This is a genomic window from Pseudomonas sp. B7(2017) (assembly GCF_002112745.1).
In the GTDB taxonomy this organism is placed as follows: domain Bacteria; phylum Pseudomonadota; class Gammaproteobacteria; order Pseudomonadales; family Pseudomonadaceae; genus Aquipseudomonas; species Aquipseudomonas ekonensis.
Genome location: NZ_NEIP01000015.1, coordinates 128,094 through 143,879, shown reverse-complemented (window position 1 = coordinate 143,879; position 15,786 = coordinate 128,094). Strand labels below are relative to the sequence as shown.

Annotated in this window: 17 protein-coding genes; 6 read left to right on the top strand and 11 right to left on the bottom strand. The window is 64.8% G+C overall.

The window, feature by feature from the left end; all coding sequences use genetic code 11:
• The first annotated feature begins 301 nt into the window (after positions 1-301).
• Positions 302-1,219 carry a sulfate adenylyltransferase subunit CysD gene (gene cysD / locus CAG29_RS22990; protein ID WP_085578633.1) on the top strand — a complete coding sequence of 306 codons (918 nt, stop codon included), beginning with the start codon at positions 302-304 and terminating at the stop codon, positions 1,217-1,219.
• Positions 1,220-1,232: 13 nt separating this feature from the next.
• Positions 1,233-3,131, top strand: coding sequence for a sulfate adenylyltransferase subunit CysN (gene cysN / locus CAG29_RS22985; protein WP_085695187.1), 1,899 nt, complete (start codon positions 1,233-1,235; stop codon positions 3,129-3,131).
• Between the two features lie 237 nt (positions 3,132-3,368).
• Here the strand turns inward: cysN and CAG29_RS22980 are convergent, their stop codons facing one another.
• The 3 genes from CAG29_RS22980 to CAG29_RS22970 are packed head-to-tail and all read right to left on the bottom strand — an operon-like array spanning position 3,369 to position 6,747.
• A complete protein-coding gene (locus CAG29_RS22980) occupies positions 3,369-4,274 on the bottom strand; it encodes an acyltransferase (protein WP_085695186.1) in 906 nt (301 codons plus the stop codon).
• Between the two features lie 4 nt (positions 4,275-4,278).
• Positions 4,279-6,378: a phosphate acetyltransferase gene (gene pta, locus CAG29_RS22975; protein ID WP_085695185.1), complete on the bottom strand. Its 2,100-nt coding sequence runs from the start codon at positions 6,376-6,378 to the stop codon at positions 4,279-4,281.
• Positions 6,379-6,438: 60 nt separating this feature from the next.
• Positions 6,439-6,747 carry a DUF3565 domain-containing protein gene (locus CAG29_RS22970; protein WP_085631680.1) on the bottom strand — a complete coding sequence of 103 codons (309 nt, stop codon included), beginning with the start codon at positions 6,745-6,747 and terminating at the stop codon, positions 6,439-6,441.
• Between CAG29_RS22970 and CAG29_RS22965 the strand changes: the two genes are divergently transcribed.
• The 3 genes from CAG29_RS22965 (at position 6,746) to CAG29_RS22955 (ending at position 9,098) form a co-directional block, all read left to right on the top strand.
• On the top strand, positions 6,746-7,231 hold the full coding sequence (locus CAG29_RS22965; protein ID WP_085578640.1) for a peptidylprolyl isomerase: 486 nt from the start codon (positions 6,746-6,748) through the stop codon (positions 7,229-7,231). The two genes, CAG29_RS22970 and CAG29_RS22965, sit on opposite strands and share 2 nt — an antisense overlap.
• A gap of 123 nt (positions 7,232-7,354) precedes the next feature.
• Entirely contained in the window at positions 7,355-7,837 is a 483-nt protein-coding gene (locus CAG29_RS22960; protein ID WP_085578642.1) for a glutathione peroxidase, read from the top strand.
• A gap of 157 nt (positions 7,838-7,994) precedes the next feature.
• Positions 7,995-9,098, top strand: coding sequence for an NADH:flavin oxidoreductase (locus CAG29_RS22955; RefSeq protein ID WP_085638432.1), 1,104 nt, complete (start codon positions 7,995-7,997; stop codon positions 9,096-9,098).
• Between the two features lie 130 nt (positions 9,099-9,228).
• Here the strand turns inward: CAG29_RS22955 and CAG29_RS22950 are convergent, their stop codons facing one another.
• Both CAG29_RS22950 and cysZ read right to left on the bottom strand, forming a co-directional pair.
• Complete coding sequence (locus CAG29_RS22950) at positions 9,229-10,428, bottom strand: glycosyltransferase family 1 protein (RefSeq protein ID WP_085695184.1); 1,200 nt, start codon at positions 10,426-10,428, stop codon at positions 9,229-9,231.
• Positions 10,429-10,479: 51 nt separating this feature from the next.
• Complete coding sequence (gene cysZ, locus CAG29_RS22945) at positions 10,480-11,232, bottom strand: sulfate transporter CysZ (protein WP_085695183.1); 753 nt, start codon at positions 11,230-11,232, stop codon at positions 10,480-10,482.
• Positions 11,233-11,543: 311 nt separating this feature from the next.
• Here cysZ and trxB point away from each other — a divergent pair, with 311 nt between their 5' ends.
• Entirely contained in the window at positions 11,544-12,506 is a 963-nt protein-coding gene (gene trxB, locus CAG29_RS22935; RefSeq protein WP_085578650.1) for a thioredoxin-disulfide reductase, read from the top strand.
• Between the two features lie 155 nt (positions 12,507-12,661).
• Here trxB and CAG29_RS22930 read toward each other — a convergent pair whose 3' ends face one another.
• From CAG29_RS22930 to CAG29_RS22905, 6 genes are all read right to left on the bottom strand, one after another.
• The gene (locus CAG29_RS22930; RefSeq protein WP_085695182.1) at positions 12,662-13,000 is read right to left on the bottom strand and encodes a HopJ type III effector protein; all 339 of its coding nucleotides are present in this window, start codon (positions 12,998-13,000) and stop codon (positions 12,662-12,664) included.
• A complete protein-coding gene (locus CAG29_RS22925; protein ID WP_085578654.1) occupies positions 12,993-13,289 on the bottom strand; it encodes a DUF1244 domain-containing protein in 297 nt (98 codons plus the stop codon). The genes CAG29_RS22930 and CAG29_RS22925 overlap by 8 nt, the downstream gene beginning before the upstream one ends.
• 68 nt (positions 13,290-13,357) lie before the next feature.
• The gene (gene folX / locus CAG29_RS22920) at positions 13,358-13,729 is read right to left on the bottom strand and encodes a dihydroneopterin triphosphate 2'-epimerase (protein ID WP_085578656.1); all 372 of its coding nucleotides are present in this window, start codon (positions 13,727-13,729) and stop codon (positions 13,358-13,360) included.
• The gene (gene folE, locus CAG29_RS22915; protein WP_085578658.1) at positions 13,730-14,290 is read right to left on the bottom strand and encodes a GTP cyclohydrolase I FolE; all 561 of its coding nucleotides are present in this window, start codon (positions 14,288-14,290) and stop codon (positions 13,730-13,732) included. It lies immediately after the preceding gene.
• Positions 14,291-14,308: 18 nt separating this feature from the next.
• On the bottom strand, positions 14,309-15,019 hold the full coding sequence (gene folM / locus CAG29_RS22910) for a dihydromonapterin reductase (RefSeq protein ID WP_085695181.1): 711 nt from the start codon (positions 15,017-15,019) through the stop codon (positions 14,309-14,311).
• A gap of 103 nt (positions 15,020-15,122) precedes the next feature.
• Positions 15,123-15,692, bottom strand: coding sequence for an antibiotic biosynthesis monooxygenase (locus CAG29_RS22905; protein ID WP_085578662.1), 570 nt, complete (start codon positions 15,690-15,692; stop codon positions 15,123-15,125).
• Between the last annotated feature and the right edge of the window lie 94 nt (positions 15,693-15,786).

The window sequence follows — 15,786 nt, the reverse complement described above, 5'->3', positions numbered from 1 at the left end:
GCAAACTGGCCCGGATCGTATTCGCCCTGCTCAAAGGACAAAGCGAATATGAACCGAAAGCAGGCTGAGGGCTTTGCCTCAACCATAGAATCTCCCACAATGTCATGCACGGCACGGAACATGTGGAACCGGCCTGCTGGCGACAGCGTCGCTGAAGGCGTCGTTCAGGCCGAACCGACGGGCATATTCATATGCCCTTTCGATCTAGTTGGCGCCCTGATTAGAAGCAGGGCGCTGTGCTAGGATTCGGCCCTCGAACACGGCCCGCTGGCCGTTCATAAGAAAGCTTTCGTGAGTAGCCATGGTCGACAAACTGACGCATCTGAAACAGCTGGAGGCGGAAAGCATCCACATCATCCGCGAGGTGGCCGCCGAGTTCGACAATCCGGTGATGCTGTACTCCATCGGCAAAGATTCCGCCGTGATGCTGCACCTGGCACGCAAGGCGTTCTTCCCGGGCAAGCTGCCGTTTCCGGTGATGCACGTCGACACCCAATGGAAGTTCCAGGAGATGTACAGGTTCCGCGACCGCATGGTCGAGGAAATGGGCCTGGACCTGATCACCCACGTCAACCCGGAAGGCGTGGCGCAGGGCATCAACCCGTTCACCCACGGCAGCGCCAAGCACACCGACATCATGAAGACTCAGGGCCTCAAGCAGGCGCTGGACAAGCACGGCTTCGACGCGGCCTTCGGCGGCGCCCGCCGCGATGAAGAGAAATCCCGCGCCAAGGAGCGCGTGTACTCGTTCCGCGACAGCAAGCACCGCTGGGATCCGAAGAACCAGCGTCCGGAGCTGTGGAACGTCTACAACGGCAAGGTCAACAAGGGCGAGTCGATCCGTGTCTTCCCGCTGTCGAACTGGACCGAGCTGGACATCTGGCAGTACATCTACCTCGAAGGCATCCCGATCGTGCCGCTGTATTTCGCCGCCGAGCGCGAAGTGATCGAGAAGAACGGCACGCTGATCATGATCGACGACGACCGTATCCTCGAACACCTGAGCGACGAGGAGAAGGCACGCATCGTCAAGAAGAAAGTGCGTTTCCGTACCCTTGGCTGCTACCCGTTGACGGGCGCGGTGGAGTCCGAGGCCGAAAGCCTGACGGACATCATTCAGGAAATGCTGCTGACGCGGACTTCCGAGCGCCAGGGCCGGGTCATCGACCACGATGGCGCAGGCTCGATGGAAGACAAGAAACGTCAGGGCTATTTCTAATTAGGGTCGAACCATGTCGCACCAATCCGATTTGATCAGCGAGGACATCCTCGCCTACCTGGGCCAGCACGAACGCAAAGAGCTGCTGCGCTTTCTGACCTGCGGCAATGTCGATGACGGCAAGAGCACCCTGATCGGGCGCCTGCTGCACGACTCCAAGATGATCTACGAAGATCACCTGGAAGCGATCACCCGCGACTCGAAGAAGGTCGGCACCACCGGTGACGACATCGACCTGGCGCTGCTGGTCGACGGCCTGCAGGCCGAGCGCGAGCAGGGCATCACCATCGATGTCGCCTACCGCTACTTCTCCACCGCCAAGCGCAAGTTCATCATCGCCGACACCCCGGGCCACGAGCAGTACACCCGCAACATGGCCACCGGCGCGTCCACCTGCGACCTGGCGATCATCCTGGTCGACGCCCGCTACGGCGTGCAGACCCAGACCCGCCGCCACAGCTTCATCGCGAACCTGTTGGGCATCAAGCACATCGTCGTTGCCGTCAACAAGATGGACCTGAAGGACTTCGACCAGGGCGTGTTCGAGTCGATCAAGGCCGACTACCTGCAGTTCGCCGAAGGCCTGAAGATGAAGCCGTCGAGCATGCACTTCGTGCCGATGTCCGCGCTCAAGGGCGACAACGTGGTGAACAAGTCCGAGCGTTCGCCGTGGTACACCGGCCAGTCGCTGATGGAAATCCTCGAGACCGTGGAAGTGGCGGGCGACCGCAACTTCACCGACCTGCGTTTCCCGGTGCAGTACGTCAACCGTCCGAACCTGAACTTCCGCGGTTTCGCCGGCACCCTGGCCAGCGGCATCGTGCACAAGGGCGACGAAGTCGTGGTGCTGCCGTCGGGCAAGAGCAGCCGCGTCAAATCCATCGTCACCTTCGAGGGCGAGCTGGAGCACGCAGGTCCAGGCCAGGCCGTGACCTTGACCATGGAAGACGAGATCGACATCTCCCGCGGCGACCTGCTGGTGCATGCCGACAACGTGCCGCCGGTCACCGACAGCTTCGAGGCGATGCTGGTGTGGATGGCCGAAGAGCCGATGCTGCCGGGCAAGAAGTACGACATCAAGCGCGCCACCAGCTACGTGCCGGGCTCGATCGCCAGCATCGTCCACAAGGTGGACGTGAACACGCTGGAGGAAGGTTCGGCGAGCGCGTTGCAGCTCAATGAGATCGGCAAGGTGAAGATCGCCCTCGATGCGCCGATCGCCCTGGACGGCTACGACAGCAACCGCACCACCGGCGCGTTCATCGTCATCGACCGCTTGACCAACGGCACCGTCGGCGCCGGCATGATCGTCGCCCAGCCGGTGAGCCACGGCACCGCCACGCAGCACGGCAAGTTGGCCCATGTAGCGACCGAGGAGCGCGCCCAGCGCTTCGGCCAGCAGCCGGCCACCGTACTGTTCAGCGGCCTTTCCGGCGCGGGCAAGAGCACGCTGGCCTATGCGGTCGAGCGCAAGCTGTTCGACATGGGCCGTGCGGTGTTCGTGCTGGACGGCCAGAACCTGCGCCATGACCTGAACAAGGGCTTGCCGCAGGACCGTGCCGGCCGCACCGAGAATTGGCGCCGAGCCGCCCATGTGGCGCGTCAGTTCAACGAAGCCGGCCTGCTGACCCTGGCCGCGTTCGTCGCGCCGAGCGCCGAAGGGCGCGAGCAGGCGAAGGACCTGATCGGCAAGGAGCGTCTGCTGACGGTCTATGTCCAGGCATCGCCGACCGCCTGCGCCGAGCGTGATCCGCAGGGCCTGTACGCGGCGGGTGGCGACAACATTCCGGGCGAGTCCTTCCCGTATGACGTGCCGCTGGATGCCGACCTGGTGGTCGATACCCAGTCCGTGTCCCTGGAGGAGGGCGTCAAGCTCGTGCTGGATCTGCTGCGCGGCCGCGGCGCGATCTGAGCCTTGGCCTGAAACGCAAAGCCCGCCGATGAGCGATCATCGGCGGGCTTTTCGTTTGGGCTGTCCTGATCTCCTGATTCTGCGGGGCTTGGACCGACGTCATCGCCAGCAGGCTGGCTCCCACAGAGGATTCGGCTGAATGCAGAGCCTGCGGCCAACGCAATCCATGTGGGAGCCAGCCTGCTGGCGATGGCGCCGGTCAAGGCGCCGCAGGAACGGAACCTATGCATCGCACGGTCAGCGGCGCCCAGGAAACTCGCGGTTCAACTGCTCCAGCAACGCATCCTTGTCCAGCCACATCTGATTGATCCAGCCCTGGAACTGCAGGCGGTATTCGCCGTCCTGGTCGTAGTTGCGGCCGACGAACTGCGGCGGCACCTTCAGTTCCTCGACATGCACCACCACCTCCTTGACCCGGCCGCACAGCAGGTCGCCGAAGCCGGGGCGCCCGCCCGGGTAGTGGAGGGTCACGTTGACGATCGACTCCAGCTGTTCCCCCATCGCATCGAGCACGAAGGCGATGCCGCCGGCCTTGGGCTTGAGCAGGTGCCTGAACGGCGACTGCTGCTGGGCATGCTTGGCGGCGGTGAAGCGCGTGCCTTCGACGAAGTTGAAGATGCCCACCGGGTTGTCGCGGAACTTCGCGCAGGTCTTGCGGGTGGTCTCCAGATCCTTGCCTTTCTTTTCCGGATGCTTTTCCAGGTAGGCCTTGGAGTAGCGCTTCATGAACGGAAAGCCCAACGTCCACCAGGCCAGTCCGATCACCGGCACCCAGATCAGCTCTTGCTTGAGAAAGAACTTCAGCGGCTGGATGCGCCGGTTGAACACGTACTGCAGCGCCAGGATGTCGACCCAGCTCTGATGGTTGCTGGTGATCAGGTACGAGTGCCGGTAGTCCAGGCCCTGCAGGCCGCTGACGTGCCAGCGGGTGCGGCAGACCAGGTTCATCCAGCCTTTATTGAGGCTGATCCAGGCTTCATGGGTGTGGCTCATCAGCCAGCGGGTCAGGCGTTGGGTGAAGGCGAACGGCAGCACCTTGAACAGCGCCACCACAAACAGGAACGAGCACAGCAGGATCGTGTTCAGCGCCAACAGCAGCGCGGCGATGACGCCGCGCAAGGGAGCGGGAAGAAAGGCCAGCATCGAGTCAGATATCCAGGGTTCGGTTGGCGGCTTGGATCGCGGTCAGGGCAATGGTGTAGACGATGTCGTCGACCTGGGCGCCGCGCGGCAGGTCGTTGACCGGCTTGCGCAGGCCCTGCAGCATCGGGCCGAGGCTGACGCAGTCGGCGCTGCGCTGCACGGCCTTGTGGGTGGTGTTGCCGGTGTTCAGGTCAGGGAACACGAACACCGTGGCGCGGCCGGCCACCTGGCTGTTCGGCGCCAGTTGCCGGGCCACGGTCTCGTTGGCGGCGGCGTCGTACTGCAACGGGCCGTCGATCAGCAGCGCGCGTTGCTGCTCGTGGGCGAGCAGGGTGGCTTCGCGCACCTTCTCGACTTCCTCGCCACTGGCCGATTCGCCGCTGGAGTAGCTGATCATCGCCACCCGCGGCGTGATGCCGAAGGCCGCCGCCGAGTCGGCGCTCTGCAGGGCGATCTCGGCCAGTTCCGCCGCGCTCGGGTGCGGGTTCATCACGCAGTCGCCGTACACCAGCACCTCTTCGGGGAACAGCATGAAGAACACCGACGACACCAGGGTGCAGCCCGGCGCGGTCTTGATCAGTTGCAGGGCCGGGCGGATGGTGTTGGCGGTGGTGTTGATGACACCCGACACCAGGCCGTCCACCTCATCCAGCGCCAGCATCATGGTGCCGATGACCACGGTGTCTTCCAGCTGCTGCTCGGCCATCGGCGCGTTGAGGCTTTTGCTCTTGCGCAGGGCCACCATCGGTTCGACGTAGCGTTCGCGGATCAGGTCCGGGTCAAGGATCTCCAGGCCCGGCGGCAGTTCGATGCCTTGGGCGCGGGCCACGGCCTCGACGTCGGCGGGCTTGGCCAGCAGCACGCAACGGGAGATGCCGCGCTCCTGGCAGATAGCGGCGGCCTGCACGGTGAGCGGTTCGCTGCCTTCGGGCAGGACGATGCGCTTGTTGGCCACCTGGGCCCGCTGGATCAGCTGGTAGCGGAACACCGCCGGCGACAGGCGCATCTCCCGCGGGGTGCCGCAGCGCTGGTGCAGCCAGTTGGCGTCGAGGTGGCTGGCGACGAAGTCGGTGATGATCTCGGCGCGCTCGCGGTCGTCGACGGGGATTTCCTTGTTCAGGCCGTTGAGCAGGTTGGCGGTGTCGTAGGAGCCGGTGCTCACCGACAGCACCGGCAGGCCGGCCTGCAAGGCGCCGCGGCACAGCTCCATGATGCGCGGGTCGGGCAGGGTGTCGCTGGTCAGCAGCAGGCCGGCCAGCGGCACGCCGTTGATGGCCGCGAGGCTGACGGCCAGGATGATGTCGTCGCGGTCGCCGGGGGTCACCACCAGCACGCCGGGCTTGAGCAGGTCCACGGTGTTGCGCATGGTGCGCGCGCAGATGATGGTCTTGGTCATGCGCCGGGTTTCGTAGTCGCCGGCGTTGAGCACCTGGGCGCCCATCAGGTCGGCGACGTCGCGGGTGCGCGGGGCGTTGAGCTCGGGCTGGAACGGGATGCAGCCCAGCAGGCGGAAATCGCCGCTGCGCAGCAACGGCGAATGTTCCTTCAGGCGCGCGGCGAAGGCGTCCATGCTCTCGTCGGTCTTGACCTTGTTGAGGATGACGCCGAGGACCTTCGGATCCTTCGGCCCGCCGAACAGCTGCGCCTGCAGCTCCACCCGGCCGGACAGCTCGGTCAGCACTTCGTTTTCCGGCGCCGAGACCAGGATCACCTCGGCGTCCAGGCTCTTGGCCAGGTGCAGGTTGACCCGTGCGGCGTAGCTGGCGCTGCGGGTCGGCACCATGCCTTCGACGACCAGCACGTCCTTGCCGACGGCGGCCTGCTGATAAAGGGTGATGATCTCTTCCAGCAGCTCGTCGAGCTGACCGTCGCCGAGCATCCGCTCGACATGGGCCAGGCCCAGCGGCTGCGGCGGTTTCAGGCCGTGGGTGCGGGCCACCAGCTCCGTGGAGCGTTCAGGGCCGGTGTCGCCGGGGTGCGGCTGGGCGATCGGTTTGAAGAAGCCGACCTTCAGGCCGGCCCGTTCCAGCGTACGCACCAGCCCGAGGCTGATGGAGGTCAGGCCCACGCCGAAATCGGTGGGCGCGATAAAAAAAGTCTGCATGCGGATTCTCTGAGGGTGCATGGCAATGGCGATCAGCGGCTTTGGGCGATCTGCCTGAATTCAGTCGCCAAGGTTATCGCTAACCGAGCCCTGCGCGCACCAACCGCACGCGAAGGGCCGGCCTATTTTTTCAAGGCGTTGCGCCGGATCCAGCACCCACGCCCGCGACTGCCAGGGCGGCTGGTGGCGCAGGTGCTGGGTATGGCCGCAGGACAGCTCGGCGACCCAGTGGCCGTCCTCGTCCTGGTGGAAGCCGGTGACCGTCGCCGGGGGCGTTTGTTCCCGTCTGTCCGGGTTGTGTTCGCTTTCGGGCAAATCCTTGTTTAGACTTGTCCGTTCTTCATTCTTATGCAAAAGGTCCCGCCTCATGCTGATCGCCGCCAACAAGGCTGTCTCCATCGACTATACCCTGACCAACGACGCTGGTGAGGTCATCGACAGCTCCGCCGGCGGCGCACCGCTGGTTTACCTGCATGGCGCAGGCAACATCATTCCGGGCCTGGAAAAAGCCCTGGAAGGCAAAGGCGCCGGTGACGAACTGAGCGTTTCCGTCGAGCCGGAAGACGCCTACGGCGAATACTCGGCCGAACTGGTCAGCACCCTGAGCGCCAGCATGTTCGAAGGCGTCGACAAGCTGGAAGTCGGCATGCAGTTCCACGCTTCGGCGCCGGACGGGCAGATGCAGATCGTCACCATCCGCGACATCGACGGCGATGACGTCACCGTCGACGGCAACCACCCGCTGGCCGGTCAGCGCCTGAACTTCAAGGTCAAGGTCGTCGCCATCCGTGACGCCAGCCAGGAAGAGGTCGCTCATGGCCACGTCCATGGCGAAGGTGGCCATCACCACTGATTTTCTGCGCTAAGCTTTCGAGTACTGGAGAGGCGCCCTGAGGGCGCCTTTTTAGTCTGCGGCTGTCCTTGGCGCGCTGCCAAGCGGCTGTTTCAAGGGGAACACGGGAATCTGGAGTCCGTCATGAGTGCTTTTCACGACCTTAAGTTGACAGCCCTGGATGGCCAGGAGCTACCGCTGGCGCCCTTCAAGGGCCAAGTCGTGCTGGTGGTCAACGTCGCCTCCAAATGCGGGTTGACGCCACAGTACGCGGCATTGGAAAACCTTCATCAGCAGTACAAAGGCAAGGGCTTCAGCGTGTTGGGCCTGCCGTGCAACCAGTTCGCCGGCCAGGAGCCTGGCTCCGAACAGGAGATCCAGGAGTTCTGCAGCCTGAACTACGGGGTCAGTTTCCCGTTGTCGAGCAAGCTTGAGGTCAACGGCCACGAACGGCATCAGCTCTACCGCTTGCTGGCGGGCGAGGGGGCCGAGTTCCCCGGCGACATTACCTGGAACTTCGAGAAGTTCCTGCTGGGCAAGGACGGCCGCGTACTGGCCAGGTTCTCGCCGCGCACGGCGCCGGACGATCCGGCCGTGATCACCGCGATCGAAAAGGCATTGAGCTGAAACACGAAAATCGCAGCCATCGGACTGCGATTTTTTTTGCCTGCCTTTTGACCCTAAATCATTCAGATCAATAATGCTTTCATGTGGGTGGCGTCACGCATATTATCGCCGTCATATGGCCTCGTGCCTGTCGACAACGTTTTCGTGGAGCTTCCCGATGCCCGTCCAAGCCCTGTTCAAACCGTTCCAGTTAGGTGCCCTCGAACTGCCGACCCGCGTGGTCATGGCCCCCATGACCCGCTCGTTCTCGCCGGGCGGCGTGCCGAACAGCAAGGTCATCGAGTACTACCGTCGCCGTGCGGCGGCCGGGGTCGGCCTGATCATCACCGAAGGCACCACCGTGGGCCACCAGGCCTCCAACGGCTATCCGAACGTGCCGCACTTCTATGGCGAGGCGGCGTTGGCCGGCTGGAAAAAGGTCGTGGACGCGGTGCACGCCGAAGGCGGCAAGATCGTTCCGCAGCTGTGGCACGTGGGCAATGTGCGGCGCCTGGGCACCGAGCCGGACGCCAGCGTGCCGGGCTATGGCCCGTCGGAAAAGCTCAAGGACGGCCAGGTCGTGGTGCACGGCATGAGCAAGCAGGACATCCAGGACGTGATCGGCGCCTTCGCCCAGGCCGCCAAGGATGCGCAAAGCATCGGCATGGATGGCGTGGAGATCCACGGCGCCCACGGCTACCTGATCGACCAGTTCTTCTGGGAAGGCAGCAACCAGCGCACCGATGAGTACGGCGGCGACCTGGCCAACCGTTCGCGGTTCGCCATCGAACTGATCCGCGCCGTGCGTGCGGCGGTCGGCGAAGGTTTCCCGATCATCTTCCGTTTCTCCCAGTGGAAGCAGCAGGACTACACCGCGCGCCTGGTGCAGACCCCCGAGGCGCTGGGCGAATTCCTCAAGCCGCTGGCCGACGCCGGCGTGGACATCTTCCACTGCTCGACCCGCCGTTTCTGGGAACCGGAGTTCGAAGGCTCCGAGCTGAACCTGGCCGGCTGGACCCGCCAGCTGACCGGCAAGCCGACCATCACCGTCGGCAGCGTCGGCCTGGACGGCGAGTTCCTGCAGTTCATGGTCAACACCGACAAGGTCGCGCAGCCCGCCAGCCTGGAGAAACTGCTGGAGCGCCTGAACAACGACGAGTTCGATCTGGTGGCGGTGGGGCGTGCGTTGCTGGTGGATCCGGACTGGGCGCAGAAAGTCCGCGAAGGCCGCGAGCAGGAGATTCTGCCGTTCAGCCGCGAGGCGTTGATGACGCTGGTGTAGGCGGCGCCTTCACTGGCGCCATCGCCAGCAGGCTGGCTCCCACGAAGGGCTCGGTGGCCACCGGGCACCCGAGAAGCCTGTGGGAGCGACCTGGCTTCGGGCGGCGATCCGACGAATAGGGCTGCCCGGATCAGGGCAATGTCTGCGCGTTCGGCATCGCCTGCTCCCCTGAGCACGCCCCGCGCAGATGCCCTTCGAACTGCTCGACGATCGTCGCCCAGCCCTGACGGCTGGCATGCTGGCGCGCATTCAGGCGCACGGAGCGCAGGGTTTCCCGCTCTTCCAGCAACCATGCCGCCGCCTCGCAGAACGCTTCCTCGTCGCCCGGCATCGCCAGCACGCCGTTGTAGCCATGGCGGATGTGCTGCGCCGCCGCAGCCTGGTCGTAGGCCACCACGCCCAGACCTGAGGCCAAGGCTTCGAGCACCACGTTGCCGAAGGTTTCGGTGAGGCTGGGGAACAGAAAGATGTCCCCCGACGCATAGTGCGCCGCCAACGCTTCGCCGCGTTGCGAGCCGCAGAAGATCGCCTCGGGCAGCTGCTTTTCCAGGGCGGTGCGCAGCGGACCGTCGCCGACCACGATCAGCTTCGCGCGGCGTTGTGGATAAGTGCTGCGCAGCCGTTCGAAGCTGCGTCCCAGCAAGCCGAGGTTTTTCTCGGCGGCCAGTCTTCCGACGTAAATCACCGCGATGTCCTGCTCGCTCAGACCCCACTGCGCACGCAAGGCGTCCAGGCGTTTGGCCGGGTGGAACAACTGGCTGTCCACCCCCCGCGACAGCAGCGCCAGCCGGTCGAAGTGCCGGCGCTCCAGTTCCAGGCGTTGGCTGACGCTGGGCACCAGCGTCAGCGCCGAGCGGTTGTGGAACCAGCGCAGGTAATGGGTCAGCAACCGCGTCAGCACGCTGAACCCGTACTGGTGGGTGTACTGCTGGAAATTGGTGTGGAAGCCGCTCACCACCGCGATCCCCAGGCGCCGTGCCGCTCGCAGCGCCGACAGCCCGAGCGGGCCTTCGGTGGCGATGTACAGCACGTCCGGGCGCTGGCGTTTCCAGCGGCGCAGCAGCTTGTGCATCGACGATTGTCCCCATTGCAGCCCGGGATAACCCGGCAACGGCCAGCCCCGGCACAGCAGCACCCCGTCGTCTGCGCTGCGCTGGGGATCGTCGCCCTGGCGCGGGCGCACCAGTTCCACCCGGTGCCCGCGCGCGCGCAGGCCTTCGCACAGGCGACCCAGGGTATTGGCCACCCCGTTGATTTCGGGAGGGTAGGTTTCGCTGATCAGGGTGATGTGCAGAGCTGTCGTCATGGCCCCAGTGTCGGCTGGGGCCATGTCGCGGTTGTGACATCCGGATGATGGATTTGTGACCGACCGCAGCCCGGGTCAGGCAGGGGTGGCCAGACGCTCGGCGCCGCGCTCGCGCACCCAGAACAGCGTCGCGCCGGCCACGGCCGCCGGCATCATCAGGATGTTCACCAGCGGGATCATCAGCGCCAGGTAGACGACCCCGCCGAAGCTCATGCTCTGCCAGCGCTTGTGCCGCAGCCAGGCGAGCATTTCGTTCCAGCCCAGCTTGTGGTTGTCCGCCGGGTAGTCGATGTACTGGATCGCCATCATCCACACCCCGAACAGCAGCCACAGGGGCGCTGCGACGATGTTCACCACCGGAATGAACGAAAGGATGAACAGCCCCACCGCCCGGGGCAGGAAGTAGCCGAGCTTGCGCATCTCCCGGGCCAGGGTGCGCGGCACCATGGCGATCAGTTCGCCCCAGCTGAAGGCCGGGAAGTCGTCGGTGCCGCGCACCACCACTTCGACCTTCTCCGCCAGGAAGCCGTTGAACGGCGCCGCGATGACGTTGGCCAGCATCGTGAAGGTGAAGAACACCATCAAGGCCACCAGCACCACGAACAGGGGCCACAGGATATAGCTGAGAAAGCCCAGCCAGTCGGGCAGCGATGGCATCAGGGCGTCGACCCACAGGCTGAACTGATGGCCGGCCAGGTAGATCAATCCGACGAACAGCACCAGGTTGATCGCCAGCGGCAGCAGCACGAACAGGCGCAGGCCGGGGCTGAGAACCAGCTTCAGGCCTTTGCGCAGGTATTGCGGTCCGGACAGGACAGGGGCGGGCATATCGGGCTCCGAGCAAGGGAAAACGCGCCGACCTTACCGGCTTTGCCCGGCAGGCGAAAGCGCGGCGGTGGGATCGACATTCACTGTAACAAAGACGGCCGGCTCGTCAGCGTGTCCGCATAGAGACCACCTATGAGCTGGATTGTTAAACCGTATTTCCTTAATCTTGCCCCCCTCGATACGCTGCACCCAACTTTTTGCAGGACTGTCGAGCCCATGCCTTCCCCAAGGTTATCCACAGTCCTTTTTTATTCCCGCCGGCAGTCCGGCGTCCGCGCCAGTGGTTCTGGCCGGTCAACAGGAGCAGGTCCATGTCTGAAGTCCGTCATTCGCGAGTGATCATCCTCGGTTCCGGCCCTGCCGGTTACAGCGCTGCGGTGTACGCGGCCCGTGCCAACCTCAAGCCGCTGCTGATCACCGGCATGCAGGCCGGCGGTCAGCTGACCACCACCACCGAGGTGGACAACTGGCCGGGCGACGTCCACGGCCTGACCGGTCCCGTGCTGATGGAGCGCATGCGCGAGCACGCCGAACGCTTCGAGACCGAGATCGTGTTCGACCACATCAACGCCGTGGACTTCGCCTCCAAGCCTTACAGCCTGACCGGTGACAGCGGCACCTACACCTGCGACGCCCTGATCATCGCCACCGGCGCCAGCGCCCGCTACCTGGGCCTGCCGTCGGAAGAGACCTTCATGGGCAAAGGCGTTTCCGCCTGCGCGACCTGCGACGGTTTCTTCTACCGCAACAAGCCGGTGGCCGTGGTCGGCGGCGGCAACACCGCTGTCGAAGAGGCGCTGTACCTGGCCAACATCGCCAGCAAGGTCACCCTGATCCACCGCCGCGACACCTTCCGCGCCGAGAAGATCCTGATCGACAAGCTGCACGCCCGTGTCGCTGAAGGCAAGATCGAGCTGAAACTGAACGCGACCCTGGACGAAGTGCTGGGCGACAACATGGGCGTGACCGGCGCCCGCCTGAAGAACAACGACGGCAGCTTCGACGAAGTGAAGGTCGACGGCGTGTTCATCGCCATCGGCCACACCCCGAACACCTCGCTGTTCGAAGGCCAGTTGGAGCTCAAGGACGGTTACCTGGTGGTGCAGGGCGGCCGTGACGGCAACGCCACCGCGACCAGCGTCGAAGGCGTCTTCGCCGCCGGCGACGTGGCCGACCACGTGTACCGCCAGGCCATCACCTCGGCCGGCGCCGGCTGCATGGCGGCCCTGGACACCGAGCGCTACCTGGACGGTCTGCAGAACGCTGCGCACTAACACCGCAGAAACGAAAAAACCGGCCTTGGCCGGTTTTTTTGTGCCCGCGATTGCTTGGGCGATGCAATCCCGATGTGGCGGATGTTGCTCTGCGGTGGCTTGACTGACGCCATCGCCAGCAGGCTGGCTTCCACAGGGATAGTGTCTTTCGGGACTCAGCGGCGGGTCAGGGGCTGGGCTTCGAACCTCACGCCGGCCAGGCCGTGCTTGATCAGCGCGCGGATGTTGCCGTGGTCGCTGCCTTCCGGAGTCGCGACCACCGAACGGTAGTGCTCGCCGAACGCCAGCAGCGCCTCTTCGTCGCTCAAGCCTTCCAGCAGCGCCAGGCCGAGGGTCTTGCAGGAACCTTCGTTCTGCCCGGCTGCGTTTTCCACGCCGCCGTTGTTGAAGGCCTGCTGGCGATAGTCGTAGCCGGCGTCGATGAACGCCAGGGTGTCGGCGAAGGCGTGTTCGCCGCTCTTGAAGCTGGCGCGCAGGGTGTTCAGGTCACTCATTGGGTTTTCCTTTGGCGAACGCCGCCTGTTGTTCGGCGCTGGCTTCTTGCTGATAGTGGGCTTTCCAGTCGGCGTACGGCATGCCGTAAACCACTTCGCGGGCGTCATCGAGGCTCACCTCGATCTGGCGCTCGTCGGCGGCGGCCTTGTACCACTTGGACAGGCAGTTGCGGCAGAACCCGGCGAGGTTCATCAGGTCGATGTTCTGCACGTCCTTGCGGCTGTCCAGGTGGGCGACCAGCCGGCGGAAGGCGGCGGCTTCGAGTTCGAGGCGTTGTTGCTCGGTCATGATGGGCTCTGTGCAGTCAAATCGTGGCGCGGATGATAAAAGCCTGGCGCCCGATGCGCCAGTTACGCTCAGCGGCTGGCCGCCAGGGTGATCGACACCGATTCGGCGAACCGCAGCGCATGGGGCTTGTCGACCTCGACCTCGGCGTACTGCACCGCCGTGTTGGCCATCACCAGATCGAGCAGCTCCTGGGTCAGGCGTTCGAGCAGGGCGAAGCGGTTGCCTTCCACGTGGGCGATGATGGCCTTGGTGATGGTGCGGTAGTTGAGCGCATGGTCGATGTCGTTGTCGCGCACCGCTTCCTGGGCGGCGTACAGGATGGTCAGGTTGATCAGCACGTCCTGCTTGTTGAGGATCTCGTCCTCGTTGATCCCGATGAAAGTGCGCAGGCGCAGATCCTTGACCCGGATGCGCGCCGTTCCCGGCTGAAGTTGTGGCATTTACGTGCTCCGTCCAATCAATTGCAGGAACTCCTGGCGGGTGTTGCTCGACTCGCGGAAGGCGCCGAGCATGACCGAGGTGTTCATGGTCGAATTCTGTTTTTCGACACCGCGCATCATCATGCACATGTGTCGGGCCTCGATGACCACCGCGACCCCTGCGGCAGCGGTGACCTGTTCGATGGCCTCGGCGATCTGCCGGGTGAGGTTCTCCTGGATCTGCAGGCGGCGGGCGAACATGTCCACCAGCCGTGCGACCTTCGACGGCTCCAGCACCCTGCCTGTCGGAATATAAGCCACATGGGCCTTGCCGATGAAGGGCAGCAGGTGATGTTCGCACAGCGAGTACAGCTCGATGCCGGGCACGATGACCATCTCGTCGGTGTCGGAGGCGACCAGCGCACCGTTGACGATGGCCTCGACGCTTTGCCCGTAGCCGTCGCACAGGTAGCGCATGGCCTTGGCCGCGCGCTCGGGCGTGTCGAGCAGGCCCTCGCGGTCGGGGTCTTCGCCGAGGCCGACGAGGATTTCGCGGTAATGGCCGGACAGGGAAGGCGTCATGGTGATCCTCGCGGGCGCTTATTTGACGTGCCGCCCGCCGTTGACGGTCAGGGTGGTGCCGGTGACGTACGGGTTGTCGAGCAGGTAGCGCAGGCTCTGGTAGACCACCTCGCTGCCGGGCTCGATGCCCAGCGCGGATTTGGCCAGTGCCTTGGCGCGGTACGCCGCGTCGTCGTCCGGGTTGAACAATAGCAGGGCCGGCGCGATGCCGTTGACCTTGATGGCCGGCGCGTAGCGTGCGGCGAAGGACAGGGTCAGGCTGTCGAGGCCGGCCTTGGTGGCGCAGTAGCCGATGTGCTTGCTGCTGCCTCGGCGGGTCACGTCGTCGCTGATATGGACGATGTCGGCCGGGCCGGACCTGCGCAGCAGTTCCTCGCAGTGCAGGTTGATCAGGTACGGCGCGAGCATGTGCACGCCGAACATCCGCGTGAAGTCCTGGCCCTGGCGGGCGTCGCTTTCCTCCAGCCATTCGGAGGCGTTGTGCACGATGCCCCGCAGGCTGTCGGTGCGGGTCTTCAGGTCAGCGATGAAGCTCAGAATGGAGGCTTCGTCGCAGAAGTCCGCCTGCAGGCCGATGGCGCCCAGGTCGCGCAGCGCCTGCACGCCGGGGCGTTCGGTGCGGTAGGTGAACAGGACGCGGTGGCCGTCTTCGAGCAGGCGCTGCGCGCAATGCAGCCCGACACGCTGGCCGGCGCCGGTGATGAGGATCGGGGCGGAGGTGGAGGTCATGAACGGCTCGCGTCGGGGGGAGAGCAAAAACTATAACAGCGGCGCGGGCCCAGACCTACGCATGGATCGGCAGGAGCGGGCCGGCCCGCCCCTACGCCGGGGGTTACGGGTTCTGGGTGGAGGGGGCGGCGGGGGCACGGCGCGCCGGCGTGCCGCTCAGCCAGTTGGCCAGCAGCCTCGTCGACAGCGGAATGAAGAAATAGACCATCAATGGCGTCAGGCACAGCGTGCTGACGAACACCCGCGGCAGCAGGCTCATGTCGGCGAGCAACGGGCCCAGCACGAAATTGAACAGCAGCGACACCGGAAAGAACGCCAGCCAGATCGCCACCGCTTGCTTCCAGCGTGGCGGCCGTTGTCCGGCGGCGCCGAACCAGCCTTCGATGCCGCTGACCCGGTGCTCCTTCGGATGGGCGAACAGATCGCTGCCGCGGGCAAGCCAGGCGGTGCGCGACGCGGAGTGCTCCCAGGCGTGCAGCGTCTGTTCGTCGGCGAAGCGGAAGATGATCTGGAATTCGTTGTCGTCGGGCGGCGGGGCGAGCACGCCGGAACCCAGGTAGCCAGGAAAGTCGGTGGCCAGTTGTTCGCCTTCGCGCAGCCAGGCGATCAACTCCTGATAACGGCCTTCGGCGACGCGGCGGGCGACCATCAGCGTGACGGGTGAAGCAGACATTTTGTATCTCCGTATTACAGATGCGTCGCTCCGGATAGGGGCAACGCCTGAACGCGGCGCCGGGGTGGTGGGCCGCGTTTTTCGACAAGCAAGG

Bases quoted from the DNA above. Each gene is read 5' to 3' on its own strand.
- CAG29_RS22965 (WP_085578640.1), top strand. From the start codon at position 6,746: ATGCTGATCGCCGCCAACAAGGCTGTCTCCATCGACTATACCCTGACC.
- CAG29_RS22980 (WP_085695186.1), bottom strand. From the start codon at position 4,274: ATGCTGGCCTTTCTTCCCGCTCCCTTGCGCGGCGTCATCGCCGCGCTG.
- folX (WP_085578656.1), bottom strand. From the start codon at position 13,729: ATGCCACAACTTCAGCCGGGAACGGCGCGCATCCGGGTCAAGGATCTG.
- cysD (WP_085578633.1), top strand. From the start codon at position 302: ATGGTCGACAAACTGACGCATCTGAAACAGCTGGAGGCGGAAAGCATC.
- trxB (WP_085578650.1), top strand. From the start codon at position 11,544: ATGTCTGAAGTCCGTCATTCGCGAGTGATCATCCTCGGTTCCGGCCCT.
- CAG29_RS22925 (WP_085578654.1), bottom strand. From the start codon at position 13,289: ATGACCGAGCAACAACGCCTCGAACTCGAAGCCGCCGCCTTCCGCCGG.
- CAG29_RS22970 (WP_085631680.1), bottom strand. From the start codon at position 6,747: ATGAGGCGGGACCTTTTGCATAAGAATGAAGAACGGACAAGTCTAAAC.
- cysZ (WP_085695183.1), bottom strand. From the start codon at position 11,232: ATGCCCGCCCCTGTCCTGTCCGGACCGCAATACCTGCGCAAAGGCCTG.
- CAG29_RS22905 (WP_085578662.1), bottom strand. From the start codon at position 15,692: ATGTCTGCTTCACCCGTCACGCTGATGGTCGCCCGCCGCGTCGCCGAA.
- CAG29_RS22955 (WP_085638432.1), top strand. From the start codon at position 7,995: ATGCCCGTCCAAGCCCTGTTCAAACCGTTCCAGTTAGGTGCCCTCGAA.
- pta (WP_085695185.1), bottom strand. From the start codon at position 6,378: ATGCAGACTTTTTTTATCGCGCCCACCGATTTCGGCGTGGGCCTGACC.
- folM (WP_085695181.1), bottom strand. From the start codon at position 15,019: ATGACCTCCACCTCCGCCCCGATCCTCATCACCGGCGCCGGCCAGCGT.
- folE (WP_085578658.1), bottom strand. From the start codon at position 14,290: ATGACGCCTTCCCTGTCCGGCCATTACCGCGAAATCCTCGTCGGCCTC.
- CAG29_RS22960 (WP_085578642.1), top strand. From the start codon at position 7,355: ATGAGTGCTTTTCACGACCTTAAGTTGACAGCCCTGGATGGCCAGGAG.
- CAG29_RS22950 (WP_085695184.1), bottom strand. From the start codon at position 10,428: ATGGCCCCAGCCGACACTGGGGCCATGACGACAGCTCTGCACATCACC.
- CAG29_RS22930 (WP_085695182.1), bottom strand. From the start codon at position 13,000: ATGAGTGACCTGAACACCCTGCGCGCCAGCTTCAAGAGCGGCGAACAC.
- cysN (WP_085695187.1), top strand. From the start codon at position 1,233: ATGTCGCACCAATCCGATTTGATCAGCGAGGACATCCTCGCCTACCTG.